A 21,878-nucleotide genomic window follows, 5' to 3' on the forward strand; every position below is an offset into this window, starting at 1 on the left:
ATTATCCTTTGATCTCAATCATTCCAACAGTTTCGATTGGACAGTCGTTAGGTACTTCGTTCAAAGAAACGACCGCTAATTCAGGAAAGTTGAAGGCAATGAGATTTTTAACAGCCGGTCTGATTTTAGGCGGTGTCAATAAGACATGACTGATACCTTGAGCCGTCAAACCAGTGTGCTGCTGATTAATACTGTCAAAAAACTTCGTAACAACTTGCGGCTGCAGTACAGGAATGGATCCAGCAGAAGATTTTTGAATACTAGTGCTGAGAATTTCCTCAGTATCTGGATGAATGGTCAAAACATTTAAGGTGCCTTGTTCATCTAAATGAGGCTTAATAACAGAGCGTTTAAGCGCCTGGCGTACGTATTCTGTAAGGGTTTCAGGATCTTTTGTAGTATTGCCGTAGTCGGCTAAAGTCTCTAATATCGTTACTAAGTCAGTAATCGCAACATCTTCTTGCAGCAAGTGCTGCAGTACTTTTTGCACATCTCCTAATTGAAGAATATCTGGGATCAGTTCATCAATAACAACATTATACTGATCTTTGATTCCTTCTAACAGTTCTTTTACTTCTTGTCTGCCCAGTAACTCGTGTGCATTTCTCTTAATCACTTCTTTAAGATGTGTAATCAATACAGTTAAAGGATCTACAACAGTAAAATCGTGCAGCTCGGCGATTTCTTTATTCTTGTCTGTTACCCAAAGCGCGTCTAGTCCAAAAGCTGGTTCAATGGCCGGAATACCATCAAATTCGAAATCTTCCTCTGGTCCGCCTGGTTCAACAACTAAGAAACGGTCGGTATAAAGTTCTCCGGAAGCAATGACATTTCCTTTTATTTTGATAACATATTCATTCTGCCCCATTTGCAGATTATCTCGTATGCGTATAGGATTCAGCAGAATCCCTTTTTCGTACGAAAGCTGCTTACGTACAGCTGCAATCTGATTTGTCAGATTGGAATCTTGATCTTCATTTGCCAACGGAATCAATCCATAGCCAATTTCGATGGCAATACGGTCGACTTGAAAACTGGAAACTGTCTCTTCCTCTTTTACTACCGGCTGACTTTGTTCAGCCTGTTGCTGATGTTTAGCTTTGTCGGCTGCTTCTTGTTTTTGTCCTTCGCTGACCAAGTATCCGGAAACGCCCAGAATAATACCTAAGATAATAAAAGGAATAAATGGAAAACCAGGAATAATCGCAAACACAACCATCAAACTAGACACGATATACAGTACTTGCGGTGTATGGAAAAGCTCACCGCTGATCGTATCTCCGAACCCTTTTTGGTTGGATGTTCTAGTAACCAAAATACCGGAAGCGACGGAAATGAGCAGTGACGGAATCTGGCTGACCAGACCATCCCCTATTGTTAATCTGCCGAAGTGCTCAATGGCTTCTGTAAACGAATAACCGCCCTGGAAAGAGTGGATCAATATCCCACCGATCAAGTTGATCGCTGTAATGATCAAACCTGCAATCGCATCACCTTTAACAAATTTACTGGCTCCATCCATCGCGCCGTAGAAGTTAGCTTCTTTTTCTAAATTAGATCTTCTCTCTTTAGCTTGCTGCTCATTGATTAAGCCAGAGTTTAAATCTGCATCAATGGCCATTTGCTTTCCTGGCATTGCATCCAATGTAAAACGTGCGGATACTTCAGAAACTCGACCAGCACCATTGGTTACAACCATCATCTGAACAAGTACGATGATGATAAAGATTACAGCTCCAACAATGTAGTTGTTACCCGCAACGAAGTTAGCAAATGTTTCAATGACTTCACCCGCTTCTCCTTCACTAAGAATCAGTCGGGTAGAACTGATATTCAGTCCTAATCGAAACATTGTTGTAATAAGCAACAATGTAGGGAAACTTAGAAACTCCAATACAGAGTGCGTAAATAAAGATAAAACTAAAATTGTAATGGCTAATGATATATTAACAACCAGCAGCACATCCAGTATAAATGGCGGCATGGGAATCATAATAATGCCAATGATGGATACAACAATAAAGGCGATAAAGATATTTAAATAATTGCCGATTCCTTTTTTACTTGAAGGCATCACTTGCTTCATAATCATTCTCCTACTTCTTTAATCTAGATTTTATGTTTTTTACGTTTCTCTGCCTGTAAGATCAAAGCTAAGATCTCTGCAATAGCTTCATACAGCTCAATAGGGACAGGATCTCCAGCATTCACATCTTTATACAATGCTCGGGCAAGCGGTCGATTTTCAATCATCGGAATATCGTGTTCTTTAGCACGTTCTTTCATTCTTTGTGCTAAGTGATCTTGGCCTTTTGCTAAGACAACTGGCACTTCATCGATCGTTTGATCATAGCGGATCGCGATGGCAAAGTGAGTCGGATTGGTAATAACGACCGTCGCCTGATCTACGTCAGAAACTTTCCCGTTCATTATTTCACGGTAACGTGCTTTCCGCTGAGATTTCATCTGCGGATCGCCTTCCATTTCTTTGTATTCATCTTTGATTTCCTGCATAGACATCATTAATTCTTTTTTATGTGTGTACCGCTGGAATATGAAATCTCCAACACCTAGAATGGCTAAAAAGACTGCCAATCCAAAAGCTAATTTCGTAACTAGTCCGATCATTAAGGGAAAGATGTGTTCTGTTCCTACACTTCCTGCATTCATGATCATTAATGCAGAATCCCATAATATGTAAAGAGTAAATCCAACCACAATAGCCAGTTTTGCTAAGTTTTTAAATAATCCGAAGACTGCTTTCTTACCAAAAATGTTTTTAAAGCCGGATATTGGATTGATTTTCTTCAAACTCGGTTTCAAAGGTTCTCCAGTAAATAAAAATCCAACTTGTGCTAGATTTCCAATCAGTGCAGATAGGAATGCAATGATAAGAAAAGGTGCAGCCAGCAGGAAGAAGAACCCCATAGCTTGTGTGCCGATACTGCCTAATTCGTTTTCTATGTTTTGAATTTTGAATCCGCCTCTCAGCATATTCTGCAATATGACAAAAGCTCGCTGTAAAACATAAGTAGTCAACGCAGTAAAAGCAAGCGCAAATGTGACAAAAGATAAGGCCGAGGATAAATCTTGGCTTTTAGGTACCTGCCCTTTTTTTCTAGCATCTCTCAGCTTCTTGGGGGTGGGCTTTTCCGTTTTACCGTCTTTTTCAGCCAATCTTCCTCACCTCTTTCTACAAATTATCACTTTTTACAACATTACATAGACTGCATAAATTCATTCAAATACTTGATCATCTCTGGGAATACTTCTGCGATATTTTCCATCAACATCGGTAAAAAGAGAAACATGAAAACTAAACTCAACAAAATTTTCATTGGAATACCTAAGATTAATACATTGATTTGAGGAACAGTTCTGGAGATCAACGCTAAAGTCAGTTCCGATAATAGTGCTACGATTATAAATGGAACTGCCAGATTAAATGCCAGCTCGAAAACATGACTGAAAAGATGAACGATTCCTTCTGTACCCATATATGTAAATGACAATTGCTCCAGCGGGATATAATCAAAGGACTGTACTAAACTTCTGATCACGTGATGATGAATATTCGCGATAAAAAATATGCCCATCGAAATCCAGTAATAAATTCTCCCAAAGTTTGATGCGCTGACACCAAGTGAAGGATCATAAATTTGTCCCATAGAAAATCCAACTTGAAAGTCGACTAAAGTTCCGGCAATTTCGACTGTTGTAAAGAATAATAATGTAATATAGGCTAATGCCATGCCAATCAGCAATTCCTTGATGCCGGTAACTAGAAACAGCCCCATAGGCAGTGATGCATTTAACTGCGGGATGCTTCCCATAACGATGACCGATAACGCCAAAGAAATACCTAATTTTGCAGCGGTTGGAAAAGCACGATTGGAAAAACCGGGACTCAGTGAGATAAAAGTTGAGATTCTGATTAAAATCAATAAGAAATGCTGTAATTCTGATTCCATTTTTAATCACAACCCGGCAATAATATCAAATAAACGTTCAGTAAAGGAAATCAATGTATTCAGCATAAAATTGCCCAATAGTACAAGCGTCAACAAGATTGCAAATAACTTAGGAACAAAGCTTAGAGTCTGTTCTTGTATTTGAGTGGTCGCCTGCAGAATACTGACCACTAGTCCTATAACAAGTGCAATTACTAATACGGGAGCTCCAACGCGCAACAGTACAAGAAAAGCATCTTGTAAAACATCTAATACATTTTGTGTGGTCATTTATGCATTTCCTTTCTTATTTTTTACCTGTCAGCTTAAAAGAAACTGCTGACAAGGGACTCTACAACTAAATACCAGCCATCTACCAGAACAAACAACAGTAGTTTAAACGGTAACGAGATCATGACGGGAGATAGCATAAACATTCCCATTGACATCAATATACTGGCCACAACGACATCTATCACAAGAAAGGGAATGAAAATAAGAAAGCCCATTGTAAAAGCAGTTCTTAATTCACTAATTGAAAATGCCGGAATAATCGTCGTAAGCGGCAAGTCAGCTGGTACATCAGGATAATCCTCCCCGGAAAGATCGACAAACAACTCTAAATCGCTGGTTCTAGTTTCATCCAGCATAAACTCTTTTATCGGGCTCTGTGCTTCTGCAAAAGCTTCTTCTCTTGTTATTTCACCATTCATGTAAGGCGAAAGAGCTGTTTCATTGACCTCTTCATAAACGGGTTTCATCACAAATAGGGATAAGAATAAAGCTAATCCAATCAGTACTTGATTCGGAGGTGTCTGTTGTGTACCCATTGCATTTCTTGTAAAAGACAATACGACAATGATCCTTGTAAAACTAGTCGTCAGTACTAAGAAAGAAGGAATCAGTGCTACTATTATCAATAGTAGATACAAATCGATGACTTCTGAAGATTCACCAGTATTTGAAAATACATCTACTAAATTATTGATCATATCTTCGTCCCTCTCCTAGTCTTGCTTAAAAGAATGCTCATACTTCTCTTTGAATTGATGAACTTTACCTTTTAAGGTACCGGTAATTTTCTTGATGTCTGTTGCATCCCTGACTTCTTGAGTTTGCTGATGAATTTTTTGCTGAATCTCTGCTTTTTCTTCAACTGTAAACTCTTTAACCACAGTACTGCCCTGCTCGCTGAAGCTCATCAGCATGTACTGATTCCCTACTTGTACAATACATAAGGAGGAACTTTTTGATACAGGGACACGTTCGATGACTTTGATAGCCTTGGTTCTAACCTGATTGATATTATTCAATTTCTTCAATAAGTAGTTGGCTAATACAATGATCACGAATAACGCAGCCAGCATTTGAAAAATTTGGCCTAATCCCATTTTTCTTTCCTCCTTACTTGTAAAATAGACTTAGTTTTGAGTCAAAATATTGGTGATATAGACTTCGTCGATCAGTTCTTCGCCGAACGACTCATTGATACGATTTTTTAAATCGTCTTTTATTACAAAAGATCCATCTTTTCTTTCCAGCAGGGTTTCCGTACTTTCATTAGAAACAACATGTATAATAGCATCTCTGACTTTTGCTACATCTGCCGTAATCAGTTCTTCAGCACCCTCTGTAAAGCTGCTGACAGTGACTTCCATTTTCACCATTGCATTGCTGCTGCCGGATTCATTTGAAACATTGATTAAAAATTCTTCTAATGGAACTTGTACTTCTGCTGGTTCGGGTTCTTTTGCTAACTGGCTGATAAAAGGGATGTTATCAGAGCCTGTGACCAATGAAAACCCTACTGCCCCGCCTAATACTAAGATGATGGCTGACAGAATAATAATGATGATTTTTCCTTTTTCGCCTTGTTTCTTACTGTCGACTGTCACTATGTTATCCGCCACTTTCGACTTCCTCTCTACTCTCATGCATAATGGTAATATTTACTCTTCGGTTTAGTGCTCTATTCTCTGGTGAATCATTCGGTACAATTGGCGAATGTTCCCCGTATCCTTTTGCTGACAGTCGGCCTGGTGCCACGCCTCTTTCTTCACTCAAATAACGAAGTACAGAAACAGCTCTGCCTGTCGACAACTCCCAGTTAGACGGGAACTGAGAAGACCTCATAGGGACATTATCCGTATAGCCTTCTACAACGATCTCATTATCGAAGAGTTCAAATAATCCAGATAACGAGCCTAACGTTTCTTCTCCTGAGGATGTGATCTCTGCACTTCCTGAGGTAAATAGAATGGACTCTTGAATATCGATATAAACGCCTTCTGCATCTCTAGAAATGGTGAGATCAGACTGAATGCCGTTTTCTTCAAGGTATTCATTTGCTGTTTCATATAATTGCTGCACTTCTTCCGGAATGACATTTGACTGTGGCTCCGTTTCTGCCACTATGGCATCTTCAGGATTCACTTCTTCCATATCTTCTAATTCTGTTGTATTCAAATCTGAGATCGACTGCCCGCTGTCTTCAAGAATCGAATCATTGGAACTGCCGGCCAGTGCTACTCTCAGTGAATCTGCAACGGCTTTGAATCGTTCCTCACTGACAGCAGACATCGAAAACAATAGAATGAAAAAGGTCAGCAGCAAAGACATTAAATCTGAGTAGGTCGCCATCCAGGAAGGGGCGCCGCCAGAACTTTGTTTTTTTGCTTTTCTTGCCATGTTACCCCTCTTTTACTGACTCATTATCTTTCGGTTACTGCAACTGGATCTTCTGTATTTACATCTGCCTTGATATCTCTTGGTGAGATGTAACTCTGAAGTTTTTGTTCAATGACACGCGGGTTATCCCCTTTCTGCAATGCTAGAACGCCTTCGATGATCATCTCATTCGTTTTTAATTCATCTGCAGTTTGCATTTCTAAGTTTTTTGAGATTGGGATAAAAACTAGATTTGCCAGAAAACTTCCGTAAAAAGTCGTCAGCAAAGCAGTCGCCATTCCAGCTCCAATCAGTGAAGGATCCTGCAAGTCTCCAAGCATGGCAATCAGCCCCACTAATGTCCCAATCATACCGAAAGCTGGAGCGTATTCGCCCCATTTTGCAAAAACTTCATGCCCGACTGAGTGTCGGTTTTCAATTTGTTCCAGTTGAACGGTCATCAGTTCCTTGATAGTTTCTTCGTCTGTACCATCTACAACCATCTCAAGTCCATATTTCATTAATGGATAAGGCAGTTCTTTGATATCAGATTCGATTGAAAGAATACCTTCTACTCTAGATTTTTTTGTGATTTGTATCATGTTTTCTATCAATGTTACACGGTCTGTGTCCGGAGAGCTAAGCAGTTTTTTCATCAGACCAGGTACTTTTTTCATAGTTTCTATAGGATAACTGATCAACAATGCACAGAAAGATCCTAACAAAGTGATGATCAAAGAAGGAACGTCAAAATATCCAGCTAAAGGACCGCTCGAAGACATTGCGTAAATAACGAGTCCAATTCCAAGAATCATCCCTATAATAGGGGTCAAGCTTCGTTTCATTCCTCTACCTCCAATGGTTGAGTATATAGTTTGCGCTTATACGCAATGACTTTGTCTCTGACTTCGGCTGGCGTTTCTTGAACCCACAAGGCTTTTTGATCCGTCAGCGTAATCAAAGTATCATATTCTCTTTCAATCTTATAAATTAAATCGCAATTTAAGTAAAACTCTTTTCCAGTCAGTGATTTCAAAAGAATCATACTAGACCTCTTTCCTTAACGATTAATCTCAACTTGATTAACGTTTCAAGTTGATCAGTTCTTGAAGCATTTCGTCAGAAGTCGTGATACTTCTAGAGTTTGCCTGGTAAGCTCTGCTGGCTACGATCATTTCAGTAAATTCAGATGCTAAATCTACGTTAGACATTTCAACGAATCCGGAGCGGACAACGCCGTATCCATCTTCAGAAGGAGCGCTGAATTGAGGCTCTCCAGAGTTGGTAGTAGCATTGTACATGTTGCTTCCAGCTTTTTCTAACCCATCTGGATTTGCGAAATTCGATAAAGCTAGTCTTCCTAAGACATAAGTATTTCCGTCACTGTATGTAGCGATGATTGTCCCCGTATTGTCAACGTTATAATCTTGAAGTTCTAAATCTTCTCCATTGACGGTCATTGTTTGATTGATTTGAATCGGTGTTAAGCTTCCTTGCTCCATTGTGAAGGTATCTGCTGTGTAGTCTGCTTCCTGTGTTGGTGCTCCAGGCATATATCCCATCACACGTCCACCGTTGGTTGTTGTAAGATTTCCATCATTATCAATTGTAAAACTACCATCACGACCATACATCAAATCAGTATTCGTCCCGCTCTCACTAACAACAAAAAATGAATTGTCGCCATTTTGAATAGCGAAGTCAAGGCTTCTTCCTGAATACTGTAATGATCCGCCTTGCATCAGCATACCTGTAGAAGCGACTTGTGTACCTAATCCAACTTGCTGTGCATTGATCCCACCTCGACCATTATTATTCGGTCCTTGTGCTGCTGCATTTGTTTGAGAAATCATATCTTGGAAAGAGACTTTTTGAGATTTGAATCCAGTTGTATTCACGTTAGCAATGTTATTTGAGATAACATCCATTTTTGTTTGTTGCCCTTTCATGCCTGTAATACCTGAGTACAATGATTTTAACATGTTTTTTCCTCCTATAAATTAACAATGTATGAACATTAGATGTCTCTATATCAGTCGGTCAATAGAGATAAGCTTCTTTTCAGTCCAGCTTTTTACATCAACTGCTTTATTTGATTTGGATGGCGCTGTCTATGTTTGTTACTTCGTGCATTTCATTTGATTTCAATGCTGTAATGACTTTTCTATTTTTGATACTGGCGATCAGTGCCAGATCATCATAAAGAATCAGAGACTGCTTCGATCCTTTAGCTGCCAGTGTGTCAACAGCTTCTTCCAGCTTTGTAAGGTCCTGCTGATTCAAAGATACACCGTGCTGATCTAATCGCTTCTGTGCATGATGGGAAAAGGTCATCTTTGGTTCTGAATCAACATTCTTTAAAGCATCATCAATAAAGGAACGAAATGTTCTATCGACATTTACTTGTTTAGACTTTTGCTGGATAGGTTGATGAACAACTCTATCTGAACGGTTGATGTTATGTATCATTTTATGCACCAACTTCCACGATCGTATTCAGTGAATAAGGCTCGCCGTTTACTTGAATAGTTGCATATCCACTATCAAAGCGAACTTTTTCTACAACTCCCTCAACTAGTTGATCTTCTTGAGTTTTTAGTTTGACGTTTTTTCCTACCATACTTACGGCTTGCTGCTGTTGTGTCATCAGCATTGTAGTCTGCATTGTATCCGTCAGATCCTGCATTTGGTTTAACATCCCAAATTGAACCATTTGCCCAATATAGTCGGTTTCACTCCCGCCGCCACTGCCGCCGCCTTCAAGAGATGGCATACTCATTGCGCTGGAAATAATCTGTAAAAACTGTTCCATATTCAAATCAGAATTTTGTTTAGTTTCTGCTTCCGGGGCGATTTTGTCCATAGATCCAATCGTCATTTGTGTTGGAATATTCATTATTTATCACTCCCTACTCTTTTAGATTAGGCCATTAAATTCAAACTGCCTGCTTGATTATTAGTTTCTGTTCTTGACCGTTCGCTCTCTTCTTCCGATTCGGCATGAGAGAGGATATTATTCTGCTGCGCTTGTTCTTCAAAAGAATGCTGAGCGTGCTGCTGTTCTGAAAAATTAAATGCTGCTTCAAAAGATTCCTGTGGAGGTAATACGGTTATCTCGATTTTTTCCAGTGGAATCGATTGACTGCCCAGTCCAAATGTTACGGACTTGAACTGCTGCTCGACTAATCTTTTAGCTTCTTCAGAAATCACAGTCAGTTTTCCAAATAGTTTTGAGTCTGAGTATTCTAATTCAATCGTGACTTTACCTAAAGTTTCCGGTGTCAACTGAACGGTTGACTTAATCAGCTCTGGTTTGCCGGGTTGTTGAATCTTCTCAGTTACCATGCTCTGGAGTTCAGCCAGATCTGCTTTTGTCATTACAGCTGGTACTTCAGAAGATTTTAATTGTACCGACTCCGTTACCGGTTGCTGGGTTAACTGAATACTTTGTTGAACCTGCGTCTGATTACTTTTTGTTTCAGGTAATGCTGTTTCTGTCGAAAATTTACTGATTATAGTCTGTTCGGTTCCTTCCGTACTGACTGTTTCAGAAGTAGTTGCACTTGTTTCACTTGCGGAAACCAAATTAAGTGTATCCTGTATTGACTGTTGAGAGTTCATCTCAATACTTCCTTCACCGCCTGTTTTTTCAGTTAGTATAAGTTCTGCAGATTCAGTTAAGGTACTCAGATGCTTTAAATAATGAATCATTGTTTGGTTTTCTTTAGATAAGCTGAAAGATTGAGACGGCTGTTTTATAGGCGCATTTTCATTAGAAGCATTTGCCGGTAAAGATTGGCCTTTTACATTTCTACTCGATTCTTCTTTTGAGCTGATTTCTTTTAATGCCTGCTCAATAGATTCAACAAGCGTCGTTTCATGCTTTTGTTCAAACACTTGTTTCTTATAAACAGTCGGATCAGCAATCTGCTCTTTAGGCACAAGATCTTTCAGTTGAACAGGTGTCGAAGTCGTATCCTTGGTCTTTTGACTAGAATTCAATTGGTCAACTATTCTAGCGACTAACTCAGCTTTTTGTTCATTCAGCACGACTTCAGGAGAAGCTTGTTTAGTAATGTTTGCAATCAAGGTTTGTTCTGGTTGATTGAGCGTACTAACCGTTTCTTCATTCTTTAATAAGAACTGTAGAAATTCCGACACCATCAGTACCTGTTCTTCTGCTTCCTCAGACGTTTTTTCTTTTTTTATAAATGAGTCGCCCGTTTCTGATACTGATTTAGAATCCTTAGGTTGGCTGCTCGCAGTTTCTGACTCTTTTGACTTCCCTGATTCTGTCTGCTTTGATAGATAAGAAACAAAAAGGGGGTTATCTGATTTTGTTTCTTTGGACTTTGCCTGCTGTCCAGCCGACTTGATGGATTGTAGCTGTACTTGCTGGGTCATTTTATCACCTCCTTTCAATAGCTTAAATGGATTGAACGAAGTGCTTAGCTTTTAGGATTAAAAACAAAATTTCGACCAAATTGCAGTGTTGAAATTTCATCTAATTGCTTTTGTTCTTCTTTTTTTTCTGCTTCGATATGTAAGAACCGCTCTTTTTCTTCCAGTTTTTCCATCATTCGCTTATCCTTATTGGCTTTCATTAAGGCTGTTTGAGCAGCAGCCAACTCTTGTTCCGCTTCTTTGATTTGCAGACGCTGCTGAATGATTTTGTCATTCAGCATGTCTTGATATAAACTATGTCTTTTTACAGAATCGATATTAGCATTAAACAAGCGGTCACTTTTTAACTTGCGGCTGTCTTTCAACAGCGCTTCTAGGCGTTGTTCTTCTTTTCGGACTTTTAGTTCTGCTGCTTTGACAGTATTGCGCGCTTCTTCTTCAAGATCTTCGCGCCAGTCTAGTATTTTACCCATTGAAAACTGGTATGGCTGCATTCTTCATTCTCCTTATCTTATCGGTTGAGCTGAAAACACAGAGTTTAATTCTGATAATGTTTCTTCGAAAGTATACGATTCAGTTGTTTTTTGTTTTAAGAATGCTTTGATCGGGCGGTTCAATCTGACTGCCTGATCGATTAGAGGATTAGAACCTTGCTGGTAAGCTCCTACATCTATCAGATCTTTAGAGTCCGAATAGCGAGTTAGATTTTCTCTCAATCTGCCTGCTAGTTCATCCTGTTCAGGACTGACCAGAGCTTTCATTAAACGACTTAAACTATTCGGAATATCGATAGCTGGATAATGGTTTTCTGAAGCGATTTTCCGCGACAGGATAATATGTCCATCCAGAATTCCTCGAACCGAATCGGCTATCGGTTCATTCATGTCGTCTCCTTCTACTAATACCGTGTAAAAGGCTGTAATAGAGCCGGTTTGAGAGGTTCCGCTGCGTTCCAGCAGCTTTGGTAAAGTAGTAAAGACAGAAGGGGTATATCCTTTACTCGTCGGTGGTTCGCCTGTTGCCAAACCTATCTCCCGCTGCGCCATTGCGACACGGGTAACGGAGTCCATCATCAAAACCACTTTTTTCCCTTGGTCACGGAAATATTCTGCAATCGCTGTAGCCACGTAAGCCCCTTTCAAGCGGACTAAAGGCGGCATATCTGAAGTTGCACAGACAACAACTGACTTAGCATACCCTTCTTCTCCAAGGTCTTTTTCAATAAACTCCAAAACCTCTCGACCACGTTCACCAATCAATCCGATGACGATCACATCTGCTTCTGCATAACGCGCCATCATTCCAAGCAGAGTCGACTTACCGACGCCCGATCCGGCAAAAATGCCCATCCGCTGCCCTTCTCCAACCGTTAATAATCCATCAACTGCTTTAACGCCAGTCGTCAGAACATTTTCGATTTTCTTTCGCTTGAAAGGGTCAGGAGAAGAACGATTCACTTCAAAATTTTTGCTTTCCGTCAATCGCTTTTCTGTTAACGGACGGCCGAGACCGTCTAACGTCATGCCAAGCATGTCATCAGAAACTTCTACTTTTAACGTCTTTCTTGTCGGTCGAACCAGACAGCCTGGACCAATTCCTTCTAGTTCGTCCAGCGGCATCAGCAGAACCGTTTCATCTACGAAGCCTACCACTTCGCTCAATACGACCTTATCCGTCGATTTGATTCGAATCTCGCAGACTTCACCGATGAAGGCATCCAGTCCATCTACTTTGATGATCAAACCAATGACTTGGCTTACTTTACCTTGTTTTAAAGTATAAGCATTCTTTTCTAGAGAATCATGATACGCTTTGAAAGGAATATTGAGCATTAGACATCCCGCTCCGTTTCTTTCATTTCCTTCAACATAGATTCTAACTGCGCCTTTACTTGCAGATCGATCACTTTATGCGAACTCTCTACAATGCATCCATAAGGATCAAGCTGACTATCTTTCAATACTGCAAATCGAACACCATGATAGCTCTCTTTAAGTGCTAATAAATGATCTTGTACCCATTCTTTCGAGGAAGGATGGACGGTGAGAGAAATAAAATCTTCCTCTCTATCCAGTTGATGAAGAATAGGATGAACCAATTCGAGTATACCTTCATCAGAGTGATCCAAATGATCATGAATCACTTTTTCTGCCATATGTAAAGAAAGAGACAGCAAGTCTTCTTTCTTGTCTTGAATGTATTGCTCGATCTCAAGCTGAGCTTCAACTATTAAAGCTCGGCCTTGCTGTTTCAGCAGTTCGCTTTCTTTTTGCCCTTCAGAGTATCCATTACTCATTCCTAAAGTATAGCCCTCTTGATAGCCAGCTTCCTTACCAGCTTGCATTCCTGTTTCATAAGCTTGCTTTTTGATGGCTTCTGCTTCTTTTTTTGCCTGTTCAATGATTTCGGTTTGTTTTACTTGAGCTTCATTGATGATTTTTTTCTTCTTGTATTCTGCTTCAGCAAGCTCACCGGAATCTTCTGTCTCCTCTTCAGCTTCTTCTGCATCAGTTATGACTGTATCGATTACCCAGGCATTTTCAGCACGGTCCATGTTGTATTTTGATTTGATGATTCTACTCGACGATTGCATCTTGTTCGCCCCTCATAATGTACACTTCACCCTGCTCGTCTAAGCGGCGAATAACCGTAACGATTTTCTGTTGCGCTTCTTCGACAGCTGACAATCTTGCAGGTCCCATAAATTGCATATCTTCTTGGAGTGTTTCCACTGCTCTCTGAGACAGGTTTGAGAATATGAATTCGCGCAGTTCGTCCGAAACGCCCTTGAGTGCAAATATAAGGTCGTCTTGATTGACTTCGCGCAGAACTTTTTGAACATCGTTTTTTTGCATGGAAACAATGTCTTCGAAAGTAAATAAGCTGGCCTTGATCTCTTCTGCCAATTCGGGTTGTTTTTCTTCCAACTCAGAAACAATGGTCTTCTCAGTTGTACGTCCGACTTGATTCAAGATATCGACCAGCGTATTAACGCCTCCGACACTTTCGGTTTCATTCTCAACGTAAGAAGAAAATTTGCTTTCAATGACCTTTTCAATTTTCTCAATCACTGCTGGAGAAGTACTGCTGATCGTCCCGATTCTCTCAGCAATATCAATCTGTTTCTCCGGCGGAAACTCAACAAGGATCTGAGCTGCTTTATCCGGCTGCATATAGCATAAGATCAATGCAACTGTCTGCGACTGCTCACCCAATAATAAGTTAGTCAACTGTTGCGGATCTGCTTTGCGTGCAATATTGAAAGGACGCTCGCGCAGCTGGATCTGGTTCAGCATATCGATCACTTCTTTTGCCCGATTTGATCCCAAGGCTTTATTCAGAAGGGTCTTCGCGTAGTCAATACCCCCATCTAAAATATATTCACGAGCCTGAGACATCTCAAGGAATTCATCGACAATGGCTTCTCTGTCTTCTCGACTGACATGATCGATATTTGCAATTTCATAACTGACTTTTTGGATGTACTGATCCGGCAGCTGTTTCATAATCTGAGCAGAGGTTTCCGGACCTAAAGCAATCATGAAAATAGCCGCTTTTCTTATTCCATCAATTTTAGGTTTCTTTTTCTCTTCTTTGATCTCTGCCATCTTATCCCTCTTATTCTTTCATCCAGATTTTCATTAATTCTGCAGCAAGTTCTGGATTTTGTTTCGCTTCTTCACGAACAAGATCCTCTTTCTCGCTCATTACTTTCATCTTCTGTTTCTTCCGTTCTTGATTCATATCCACCGGATCCGGTTCGATTGGTGTCAGTTCAACGGATTCTTGTGGTACTGAATTGACCGGTTCAAAAGCTTGATCAAATTCATCCAAGTTGTCTTTTCTGCCGCGTCGGAAAATACCTAATACAATAATCAGCGTGACAAGTAATACAATGCTGCCGACCATGTATGGCCAGTATCGATTAAAGAAGATCATTAAGTCATCCATTAAGTTGCTGCCGATCGGATCAATCTCATTCCCTTCAGCAAATGGCATTGCTTGGAATGCTACATCCCCAACTAATTCTTCATTACCCGGATCATCTAAGCCTAAAACTCTTCTGGAAATTTCTACAATTTGCTCTTCACTCGGTACAACTTCAGCATTCTGATTCACAATGATCGAAGCATTGATTGCTTCGACTTTGCCAGGAGCTTCTACATAACGTTCTGTTTTGCTGTCTAATTCATAATTGGTTGTACGATCTGCTGAAGTATTATTTCCATCTTCAGCTTCTGCTTCTTCAGCAACAGGCAGTTCTCCTTGCTCAATCAGACCTTGCACCGCATCACCAGAACCGTTATAGCTTTCTGTCTGACTTCTGATCAGTCCTTGGGGGTCTTCAACTTCTTCGCCTTCTTCTGTCATAGGAGCAGTGTATTCCACTGTTTCTCCTTCAACAGCATCAAAGTTCATTCTCGCATTAACTGCAACTCTCAGATTGTTTCGTCCGTATACAGGTCCTAAGAGCGTCAGAATACTTTCTTCCATTTCTTTTTCATAGCTATTTTGTACAGATAACTGTTGATTAGAAATGTCTGTCGCACCCATCGCACTCTCGCCGCTTTGTAAAAATCCACTCAAAAGATTCCCATTCGCATCCACGATTTGAATGTTTTCAATGGGCAGTTTATCTACAGCACCAGAAACCAGCGCAGCAATTCCTTGAATGTTCTGAGTCGTTAACTGACCAGCGCCGGTCGCATCGACTACAATAGAAGCAGAAGCTTCACTACTGTACTCGGGATTTTGGAATACACTCTCTTCTGGCAGTGACAGCATTACTTTTGCAGAATCAATTTGTTTTAAAGACGAAATAGATCGTTCTAATTCTCCAGTAACCGCCCTCTGATACATAATCTCGCGGTCTTCATCCGTCGCCATCATACTGGTTTCATCAAAAATCTCAAATCCAGTAGAGCTTTCCGGCATCAATCCGTTTGTAGCTAACTGCAGACGGTACTCGTCAACTTTTGTGTCGTCAATTAGGATCTTTGTCCCGCCGTCTTCCAGTCTGTAATCTACACCGTCTGTTTCAAGATTTTCTACGATTGCTCCTGCGTCGGCTTCATCCAACTCGGAGAACAGAACGGTATAGCGGATCTGTTGGGTAATATATGCTAGTACACCCAGTAATACAGCAGCAACCACAACAACTGAAATCAGTCGCGTTCTCTTTTTTGAATCCAGATTTATCCAACCGTTTCTCAGGTTGTTCCATAGTTCTTTTACCTTATCCATTCACTCTTTCTCCTTCTAGCAGCAATTGAACTTGAATCCAGTCTAGAATTGCATACCCTTAATCTCGTTGTATGCTTCTAACGCCCGATTTCTTAATTGGACAGCTACTTCCAAAGAAAGCTGTGCTTCTGTCGTTTTCATCATTACAGTATGTAAATTATCTGCTGTTCCATTCACTAGTGATTCAACCGCTTGTGTAGAGTCTGTCTGCTTTTGCTCCATCGTTTGGATCGCTTCTGTAAATATGTTAGAGAATGCTTCTGATTCTTCTTTTGAAACGCCCGCTTTCTGACCAGCACCTGCTGCCTGGTTCATCTGACTTAAAGCATTCGTATATAAAGAACTCATTCCATTTAATTCATTCATATTTAAATCCCCTTTTTGTTTCATTCTGATTTAACTTTTAAATGTTGGTTTATTTCCCGATTTCTAGTGCTTTTGTCAACATGTCTTTATTGTTGTTGATTGCCGTTACGTTAGCATCGTATGTCCGCATCGCTGTCATCATATCAACCATTTCATCCGCCATATCCACGTTAGGATAAGCCACATAGCCATTTTCATCTGCATCTGGGTGTTCCGGTTCAAAAACCATTTTGATATTCTCTTCGTCAGCCTCAACACCTGTAATACGTACTCCCGCGCTTTGTGTTGAAGTTTCTCCTGTAAATCCCGAAGTTTGTGTTCTCATGCTTTCTTCGAATAGTACTTGCTGTTTTATGTAAGGTCCTTCTCCGTTTTCAACTCGTGTGGTATTCACATTTGCAATATTTGTTGAAATCGTGTCTAGCTTGAATCGCTCCAGTGTCAGTCCGCTCGCATTGATTCGCATTCCATCAAAAATCGACATACTCTCTCTCCTGTCTAAAATTTAAATTAACGCAGCACTGAGCGAAGCATGCTGTACTGTGCACTTGTCTGAGAAATCAGTGACTGGTAATACAAGTTGTTCGCTGATAATTCAGCCATCTCTGTATCAATTGCCACATTGTTTCCGTCGTCTCCGACCATGTTACCTTCTTGTTCTTCTACTCGAGCCGTAACCTCGTTAATGCTGTTTGCTCCAAAATGACGGTCATTTGTACGACTTAATCCAGTACCATTCATCGCTTCTGTAAGCAAAGATTCAAATTCCACTCGTTTAGCTTTGTAGCCAGGTGTATTCACGTTGGCAATATTGTTTGATACCATCTCTTGTCTCAGATCAGATGCATCTAACGCTCTATGTAATAAGCTGAGATTATGAACATTCATCTCATGTCCTCCTTAAACTGTATGAGTACTTATTCTTTTGTATAAAAATCGAATATAAAGGATTTATACAACAGTAATTAGTTTAAATTAGTCATCAAAAAGTTTCAATCTTAATTTTATTGAAATGAAAATATTAAGTCTGTAATTGTGAACATTTAAGAAAATTCATCAATCTAAACTGGTACGTTCTTTCAAGTTCTCTCAAACTCGTAAACAAGACAACCCTTATAATATCAACGTTATTCTGGAACCAATTGCACTTGTCAAGGATTGAACCAGTTTACATTGTTTTATATTATAGTTGTTATCAAACGGACTTTCTGTCAAAAAGTAAACAATCGACAATATTGTGAACGATAGAATATAACCGATTACATCTATGCTGGAGTTTACCCAATTTTTTACATCAATTTTTAAATATTTCAGCTATAGTAAATTTTGTAAAAATCAATCTTTTTTTGTGTATATTTTTTATCAATTTTTATACATTATGTTATCTATAAAAGTCTCATTATGCTACAAAAAAAGACCAGCAACTAAATGCTGGTCCAAGCTTCCAATAATTCACTTAAGATATTACGAGCGCTGCTCATTTTTTCAACGTCTTTTTTTAGATTTGCTTGCAGCAATTCATTCAGCAAGTAATCGTATAATACTTCCAGTTCACTAGCAATCGCGTTTTCACCATTTTGATGGTTCAATGCATTAGATAATTCTGAAACGATATCTTGTGCTTTGATCAAGTACTGATTGACCTTTGCAATATCCTGTTTCTCTTGTGCCAGTTCTGCCAAGCGAATATTTTTAATAGCTCCTTCATACAACAAAATAACTAATTGTTTAGGAGAAGCCGTTTGAATTTGGTTCTTTTTGTACACACTCGATGCATTTCCGTATGCCATAATGGACTCCTTGTCTATCTTTAAGCCTGTTTGTCTAAAAACATGGACTGGTTCTTTTCCATATAGTTTTCAATGATGTGGTTCTTTTTGTTGACCTGGCTCATCTGTTTTCTGACTTGCGCATTCTCTTCTTTCATCAGCTCAAGAATCTCAAGATGCTTGGAAATAATTTCTTTCCAGATATCCTGGTACTGCTCTGTAAAATCCTGTTTTTCTGCATCTGACAGTTGAAGATCAATGTCTGTCATTTCTAAGAAGTATTCTTCAACTTCCTGTACAACAGTAACCGCAGACTCCAGTGAATATTCATAGTTCTCATATTCATTGAATACCTTCAGCAGCAATGCTTTTTTTCTCTGTAATAATGGATTGTGTATTGCCATGGTCTACCCTTTCTCTTATTATGCTCCAGTCGTTCCTCCAAGTTGTCCCATCATAAAAGATAATTGAGACTCTGCTTGCATCATCGCCGTATCTAAAGCTGTAAACTGGCGAATATACTGTTGGCGTTTGGTTTCAATTCGCAGATTGAATGAATCGATTCGATCATTGATATCGTTGATCATACGATCATACGTGTCTGATTTTGTCTTAATAATCCCTGTAGTACTGGAGATATACTCATCCACAAGAGAGCGTGCTTCATTTGCAAATCCTGTCAGTTCTGTCTCAGTCTCCATAACGCCTTCTGCATTTTCTCTTTGGATCTCTTTTGTACCGCTGAAAAAGTCGACAACATCTTGCTGGTTTGTTTCCAGCTTTTCAATGAATGTTTCACGATCAAAAGTCGCTACACCGTACCGGTCAATTTCTACTCCGAGATCTTGAAGGTTATTGATCGATTCAGAATCTGATACAATATTGCGGGTAAACATACTTCTTAGATTCGTTTGAAGTCTAGTCAGTGCACTGTCACCAGATAGTGCTCCCGTTTCATTATCTTCAGCAGAAGGATCCCCAACGGATAACTGATCATCAATAAAACTAATCGTAGAGTTATATTGATCGATCAGAGCTTTCATCGTATCTGCTGCCTTTTCAGTGTCTTCTGCTATTGTTAGAGTATCTGCTTCTGATCCTTCATGGATATTTTTTAACGTAAAAGTGACGCCTTCAATAACATCTTCGATTTTGTTGGAATCCCGCTCGATTTCTATTCCGTCAATAGTAAATATAGAACTTTTTCCATCGGCAGCAGCAACATTCAGTTGAAGGATATCTTCAACTCCGTTTTCACCTGTGTCATTAACGGTAAGACCTTTGTACCCAGTCTCCATATGCGTAAATATCAATCGATTATCAACAATATTAGCTTTGATTTTATTATCTTCAGCGTGTTCATTTATAAGATCTTTCACTTCTTCTAAACTAGCATTTGCAGGAATAACATAGTTCAGTTCTCTCTCATTGATTGGTATGCCGGCATCATCGACTCCATCATTGACCGTTAAAGAAAGTGTAGACTCTGCAGTAATATTCAGATCATCTTTTATAGAGGCAACATCTATTCGGTTTCCTGTCAAACGAGATGCGCTGGCCAGCTGTTTGACCTGAACACGATACTCGCCAGTAGCAGAATTTTCATCAGCACTAACAGAAAGATAGTCTTTACTGCTGACATTTACCGTTTTAGAATTGAAAGATTCCGCTTTTTTTAAAGCATCCAATCTAGTATACAGGTTGTCAAGTCGGCCATTAACATCTTTCCAAGCCGTCTGTTCTTGTTGATACGCTGTTTTTTGCTGAGTGTATCTTGTTCCACGTGAGGACTCTGCTTGTATCAACTGATCGATCGTTGACATATCAATCCCTGAATAAGTACCCATAATATTCATTTTCTCACTCCATTCTATCTATAATAAGTCCGGACCATTTCCAGATTCCAGAAATTATATCCAGAATTTTTTCTGATGGAATTTCTCTTAGTACTTCTCCTGATTTAATATCTATTAATTCCACTACTGTTCTTCCCGTACCATCATGTTTACGAAAAGATAATTGCGTATTCACTCTCTGCATAACTTCTTTAGCTTCTAGTACCCACTGATTAACCTGTTCTTCTGAAATCGTTTCTTTATACAGATCCGATGTCTGATCAGCTCTTCTGATTTCTCGGACCGGCTGAATAGGTTCTATGTAAGAATCCTCGTATAATGATATCGTACTTTTAGGTTGTTGTAAAACTCGGTCAATATGTTTTATAGCTGTCTGCGTGTGTATAGGCTGTACCATGAATCCAGCTCCTCTAGTCAATATGGATACAGTTCAGTATCCATATTGACTAAAAGCTATGGATCTCTGCATCTTATATGTACAACAAAACCGAAGCTGGAAAACCAGCTTCGATCCCATTAAGTTTAGTATAATAAGAGTATTGGAGATTAACCCAATAATTGAAGAACACCTTGTGGCATTTGGTTTGCTTGAGCAAGCATTGCAGTTGAAGCTTGAGAAAGGATGTTAGATTTAGTAAAGCTCATCATTTCTTCAGCCATGTCTACGTCACGGATACGTGAGTTAGCTTCAGTCAAGTTTTCTTTAGTTGTAGTTAAGTTGTTAATTGTATGATCTAAACGGTTTTGGTTAGCACCTAATTTAGAACGTTCTTCAGAAACAGATGCAATTGCGTTATCAATAGCTGCGATTGCTTCATCAGCTCCGCTTTCTACTGCTTCAACGGCGGCTTCAGCTACAACAGCTGGAGTGATTTCATAATCAGTTTCTACTTCATCAGTATCAGGATTGTCACCAACAACAGCATCTTGTGCTTCAACAGCATCTTGTGCTTCAACAGCTGCTCTAGTTACATCAATTGCAGATAAAGCAACACCAGTAGTCGTCCCTTCAGCATCTGTTTTAGTACCTAAGTCATCTTTACCCATTCCGTTGATTTGAATTGTCAACTTGTCATCTGCACTAGTTTTAGCTCCAATTTGTAAAGAAACACTAGCTGTTCCGTCTAATAATTTTGTACCATTGAATTCAGTAGTATCAGCAATTCTACCAATTTCAGTAGTTAATTCATCAATTTCAGATTGGATAGCTTCTAAATCTTCAGTACTGTTTGTTCCGTTACCCGCTTGAACTGAAAGGTCACGCATACGGTTCAAGATTGAGTGTGTTTCATTCAAAGCACCCTCAGCTGTTTGGATAAGAGAAATTCCATCTTGAGCGTTACGAGTTGCTTGAGATAGACCTGAGATTTGATTTTTCATTTTTTCAGAGATTGAAAGTCCTGCAGCATCGTCGCCTGCTTTGTTGATTCTAAGTCCTGATGATAGTTTAGCTAATGAACCACTCTTCGCTGAATTTGCTTGAGTCAAACGAGAGTATGTATTCAAAGCTGCTGTGTTTGTGTTAATACGCATAGTTGATTTCCTCCAATAATTGTTTAATAATTTTTAAGGCTTTATCGCCTTCTAATTATAGTATCGGTTCAGTACTATAATTATTAAGC

27 protein-coding genes are annotated in these 21,878 nt (G+C 39.5%); all 27 read right to left on the bottom strand.

Annotated features, from left to right (window positions below; genetic code table 11):
* Position 1 precedes the first annotated feature (1 nt).
* The 27 genes from flhA to B6F02_RS06815 all read right to left on the bottom strand — a co-directional run bounded on the left by flhA (position 2) and on the right by B6F02_RS06815 (position 21,789).
* The gene (gene flhA, locus B6F02_RS06685) at positions 2–2,086 is read right to left on the bottom strand and encodes a flagellar biosynthesis protein FlhA (protein ID WP_372924830.1); all 2,085 of its coding nucleotides are present in this window, start codon (positions 2,084–2,086) and stop codon (positions 2–4) included.
* A gap of 23 nt (positions 2,087–2,109) precedes the next feature.
* Positions 2,110–3,177: a flagellar biosynthesis protein FlhB gene (gene flhB / locus B6F02_RS06690; protein ID WP_080146587.1), complete on the bottom strand. Its 1,068-nt coding sequence runs from the start codon at positions 3,175–3,177 to the stop codon at positions 2,110–2,112.
* Between the two features lie 41 nt (positions 3,178–3,218).
* Entirely contained in the window at positions 3,219–3,971 is a 753-nt protein-coding gene (fliR, locus tag B6F02_RS06695; protein WP_080146588.1) for a flagellar biosynthetic protein FliR, read from the bottom strand.
* A gap of 6 nt (positions 3,972–3,977) precedes the next feature.
* Positions 3,978–4,241, bottom strand: a complete 264-nt coding sequence (fliQ, locus tag B6F02_RS06700; RefSeq protein WP_080146589.1) for a flagellar biosynthesis protein FliQ — start codon at positions 4,239–4,241, stop codon at positions 3,978–3,980.
* Positions 4,242–4,276: 35 nt separating this feature from the next.
* Complete coding sequence (fliP, locus tag B6F02_RS06705) at positions 4,277–4,942, bottom strand: flagellar type III secretion system pore protein FliP (protein WP_080146590.1); 666 nt, start codon at positions 4,940–4,942, stop codon at positions 4,277–4,279.
* 15 nt (positions 4,943–4,957) lie between these two features.
* Positions 4,958–5,341, bottom strand: coding sequence for a FliO/MopB family protein (locus B6F02_RS06710; RefSeq protein WP_080146591.1), 384 nt, complete (start codon positions 5,339–5,341; stop codon positions 4,958–4,960).
* Positions 5,342–5,371: 30 nt separating this feature from the next.
* Positions 5,372–5,860, bottom strand: a complete 489-nt coding sequence (locus B6F02_RS06715) for a flagellar basal body-associated FliL family protein (RefSeq protein WP_179128540.1) — start codon at positions 5,858–5,860, stop codon at positions 5,372–5,374.
* Positions 5,850–6,638, bottom strand: a complete 789-nt coding sequence (locus tag B6F02_RS06720; RefSeq protein WP_080146593.1) for a flagellar motor protein MotB — start codon at positions 6,636–6,638, stop codon at positions 5,850–5,852. Before B6F02_RS06720 ends, B6F02_RS06715 begins: the two co-directional genes overlap by 11 nt.
* A 23-nt stretch (positions 6,639–6,661) precedes the next feature.
* The gene (locus tag B6F02_RS06725; protein WP_080146594.1) at positions 6,662–7,462 is read right to left on the bottom strand and encodes a motility protein A; all 801 of its coding nucleotides are present in this window, start codon (positions 7,460–7,462) and stop codon (positions 6,662–6,664) included.
* Entirely contained in the window at positions 7,459–7,662 is a 204-nt protein-coding gene (locus B6F02_RS06730) for a flagellar FlbD family protein (RefSeq protein ID WP_080146595.1), read from the bottom strand. Before B6F02_RS06730 ends, B6F02_RS06725 begins: the two co-directional genes overlap by 4 nt.
* Before the next feature lie 37 nt (positions 7,663–7,699).
* Complete coding sequence (locus tag B6F02_RS06735; protein ID WP_080146596.1) at positions 7,700–8,599, bottom strand: flagellar hook-basal body complex protein; 900 nt, start codon at positions 8,597–8,599, stop codon at positions 7,700–7,702.
* A gap of 106 nt (positions 8,600–8,705) precedes the next feature.
* Complete coding sequence (locus tag B6F02_RS06740) at positions 8,706–9,086, bottom strand: hypothetical protein (protein WP_080146597.1); 381 nt, start codon at positions 9,084–9,086, stop codon at positions 8,706–8,708.
* A 1-nt stretch (position 9,087) separates the two neighbouring features.
* Positions 9,088–9,513, bottom strand: coding sequence for a hypothetical protein (locus tag B6F02_RS06745; RefSeq protein ID WP_080146598.1), 426 nt, complete (start codon positions 9,511–9,513; stop codon positions 9,088–9,090).
* A 26-nt stretch (positions 9,514–9,539) separates the two neighbouring features.
* Positions 9,540–11,021 carry a flagellar hook-length control protein FliK gene (locus B6F02_RS06750; protein ID WP_080146599.1) on the bottom strand — a complete coding sequence of 494 codons (1,482 nt, stop codon included), beginning with the start codon at positions 11,019–11,021 and terminating at the stop codon, positions 9,540–9,542.
* 44 nt (positions 11,022–11,065) lie between these two features.
* Complete coding sequence (gene fliJ, locus B6F02_RS06755) at positions 11,066–11,515, bottom strand: flagellar export protein FliJ (protein WP_080146600.1); 450 nt, start codon at positions 11,513–11,515, stop codon at positions 11,066–11,068.
* 12 nt (positions 11,516–11,527) lie between these two features.
* Positions 11,528–12,853, bottom strand: a complete 1,326-nt coding sequence (gene fliI / locus B6F02_RS06760; RefSeq protein WP_080146601.1) for a flagellar protein export ATPase FliI — start codon at positions 12,851–12,853, stop codon at positions 11,528–11,530.
* Entirely contained in the window at positions 12,853–13,614 is a 762-nt protein-coding gene (locus B6F02_RS06765; RefSeq protein WP_080146602.1) for a FliH/SctL family protein, read from the bottom strand. Before B6F02_RS06765 ends, fliI begins: the two co-directional genes overlap by 1 nt.
* Positions 13,598–14,629 carry a flagellar motor switch protein FliG gene (fliG, locus tag B6F02_RS06770; RefSeq protein WP_080146603.1) on the bottom strand — a complete coding sequence of 344 codons (1,032 nt, stop codon included), beginning with the start codon at positions 14,627–14,629 and terminating at the stop codon, positions 13,598–13,600. The genes B6F02_RS06765 and fliG overlap by 17 nt, the downstream gene beginning before the upstream one ends.
* Positions 14,630–14,639: 10 nt before the next feature.
* Positions 14,640–16,265, bottom strand: a complete 1,626-nt coding sequence (fliF, locus tag B6F02_RS06775) for a flagellar basal-body MS-ring/collar protein FliF (protein ID WP_080146604.1) — start codon at positions 16,263–16,265, stop codon at positions 14,640–14,642.
* A 42-nt stretch (positions 16,266–16,307) separates the two neighbouring features.
* Entirely contained in the window at positions 16,308–16,631 is a 324-nt protein-coding gene (gene fliE, locus B6F02_RS06780; RefSeq protein ID WP_179128541.1) for a flagellar hook-basal body complex protein FliE, read from the bottom strand.
* Positions 16,632–16,680: 49 nt separating this feature from the next.
* Positions 16,681–17,115 (bottom strand): flagellar basal body rod protein FlgC, encoded by a 435-nt coding sequence (flgC, locus tag B6F02_RS06785; RefSeq protein WP_080146606.1) that lies wholly within the window; start codon positions 17,113–17,115, stop codon positions 16,681–16,683.
* A gap of 26 nt (positions 17,116–17,141) precedes the next feature.
* Positions 17,142–17,519 carry a flagellar basal body rod protein FlgB gene (gene flgB / locus B6F02_RS06790; RefSeq protein ID WP_080146607.1) on the bottom strand — a complete coding sequence of 126 codons (378 nt, stop codon included), beginning with the start codon at positions 17,517–17,519 and terminating at the stop codon, positions 17,142–17,144.
* 536 nt (positions 17,520–18,055) lie between these two features.
* Complete coding sequence (gene fliS / locus B6F02_RS06795) at positions 18,056–18,421, bottom strand: flagellar export chaperone FliS (protein ID WP_080146608.1); 366 nt, start codon at positions 18,419–18,421, stop codon at positions 18,056–18,058.
* A 20-nt stretch (positions 18,422–18,441) separates the two neighbouring features.
* Complete coding sequence (locus B6F02_RS06800; protein ID WP_080146609.1) at positions 18,442–18,804, bottom strand: hypothetical protein; 363 nt, start codon at positions 18,802–18,804, stop codon at positions 18,442–18,444.
* A gap of 18 nt (positions 18,805–18,822) precedes the next feature.
* Positions 18,823–20,256 (bottom strand): flagellar filament capping protein FliD, encoded by a 1,434-nt coding sequence (gene fliD, locus B6F02_RS06805; RefSeq protein WP_080146610.1) that lies wholly within the window; start codon positions 20,254–20,256, stop codon positions 18,823–18,825.
* Between the two features lie 4 nt (positions 20,257–20,260).
* Positions 20,261–20,653: a flagellar protein FlaG gene (locus B6F02_RS06810; protein ID WP_080146611.1), complete on the bottom strand. Its 393-nt coding sequence runs from the start codon at positions 20,651–20,653 to the stop codon at positions 20,261–20,263.
* 149 nt (positions 20,654–20,802) lie between these two features.
* Positions 20,803–21,789: a flagellin N-terminal helical domain-containing protein gene (locus B6F02_RS06815; protein WP_080146612.1), complete on the bottom strand. Its 987-nt coding sequence runs from the start codon at positions 21,787–21,789 to the stop codon at positions 20,803–20,805.
* Positions 21,790–21,878: the final 89 nt, after the last annotated feature.

The organism is Marinilactibacillus piezotolerans (genome assembly GCF_900169305.1).
GTDB classification, from domain to species: domain Bacteria; phylum Bacillota; class Bacilli; order Lactobacillales; family Carnobacteriaceae_A; genus Marinilactibacillus; species Marinilactibacillus piezotolerans_A.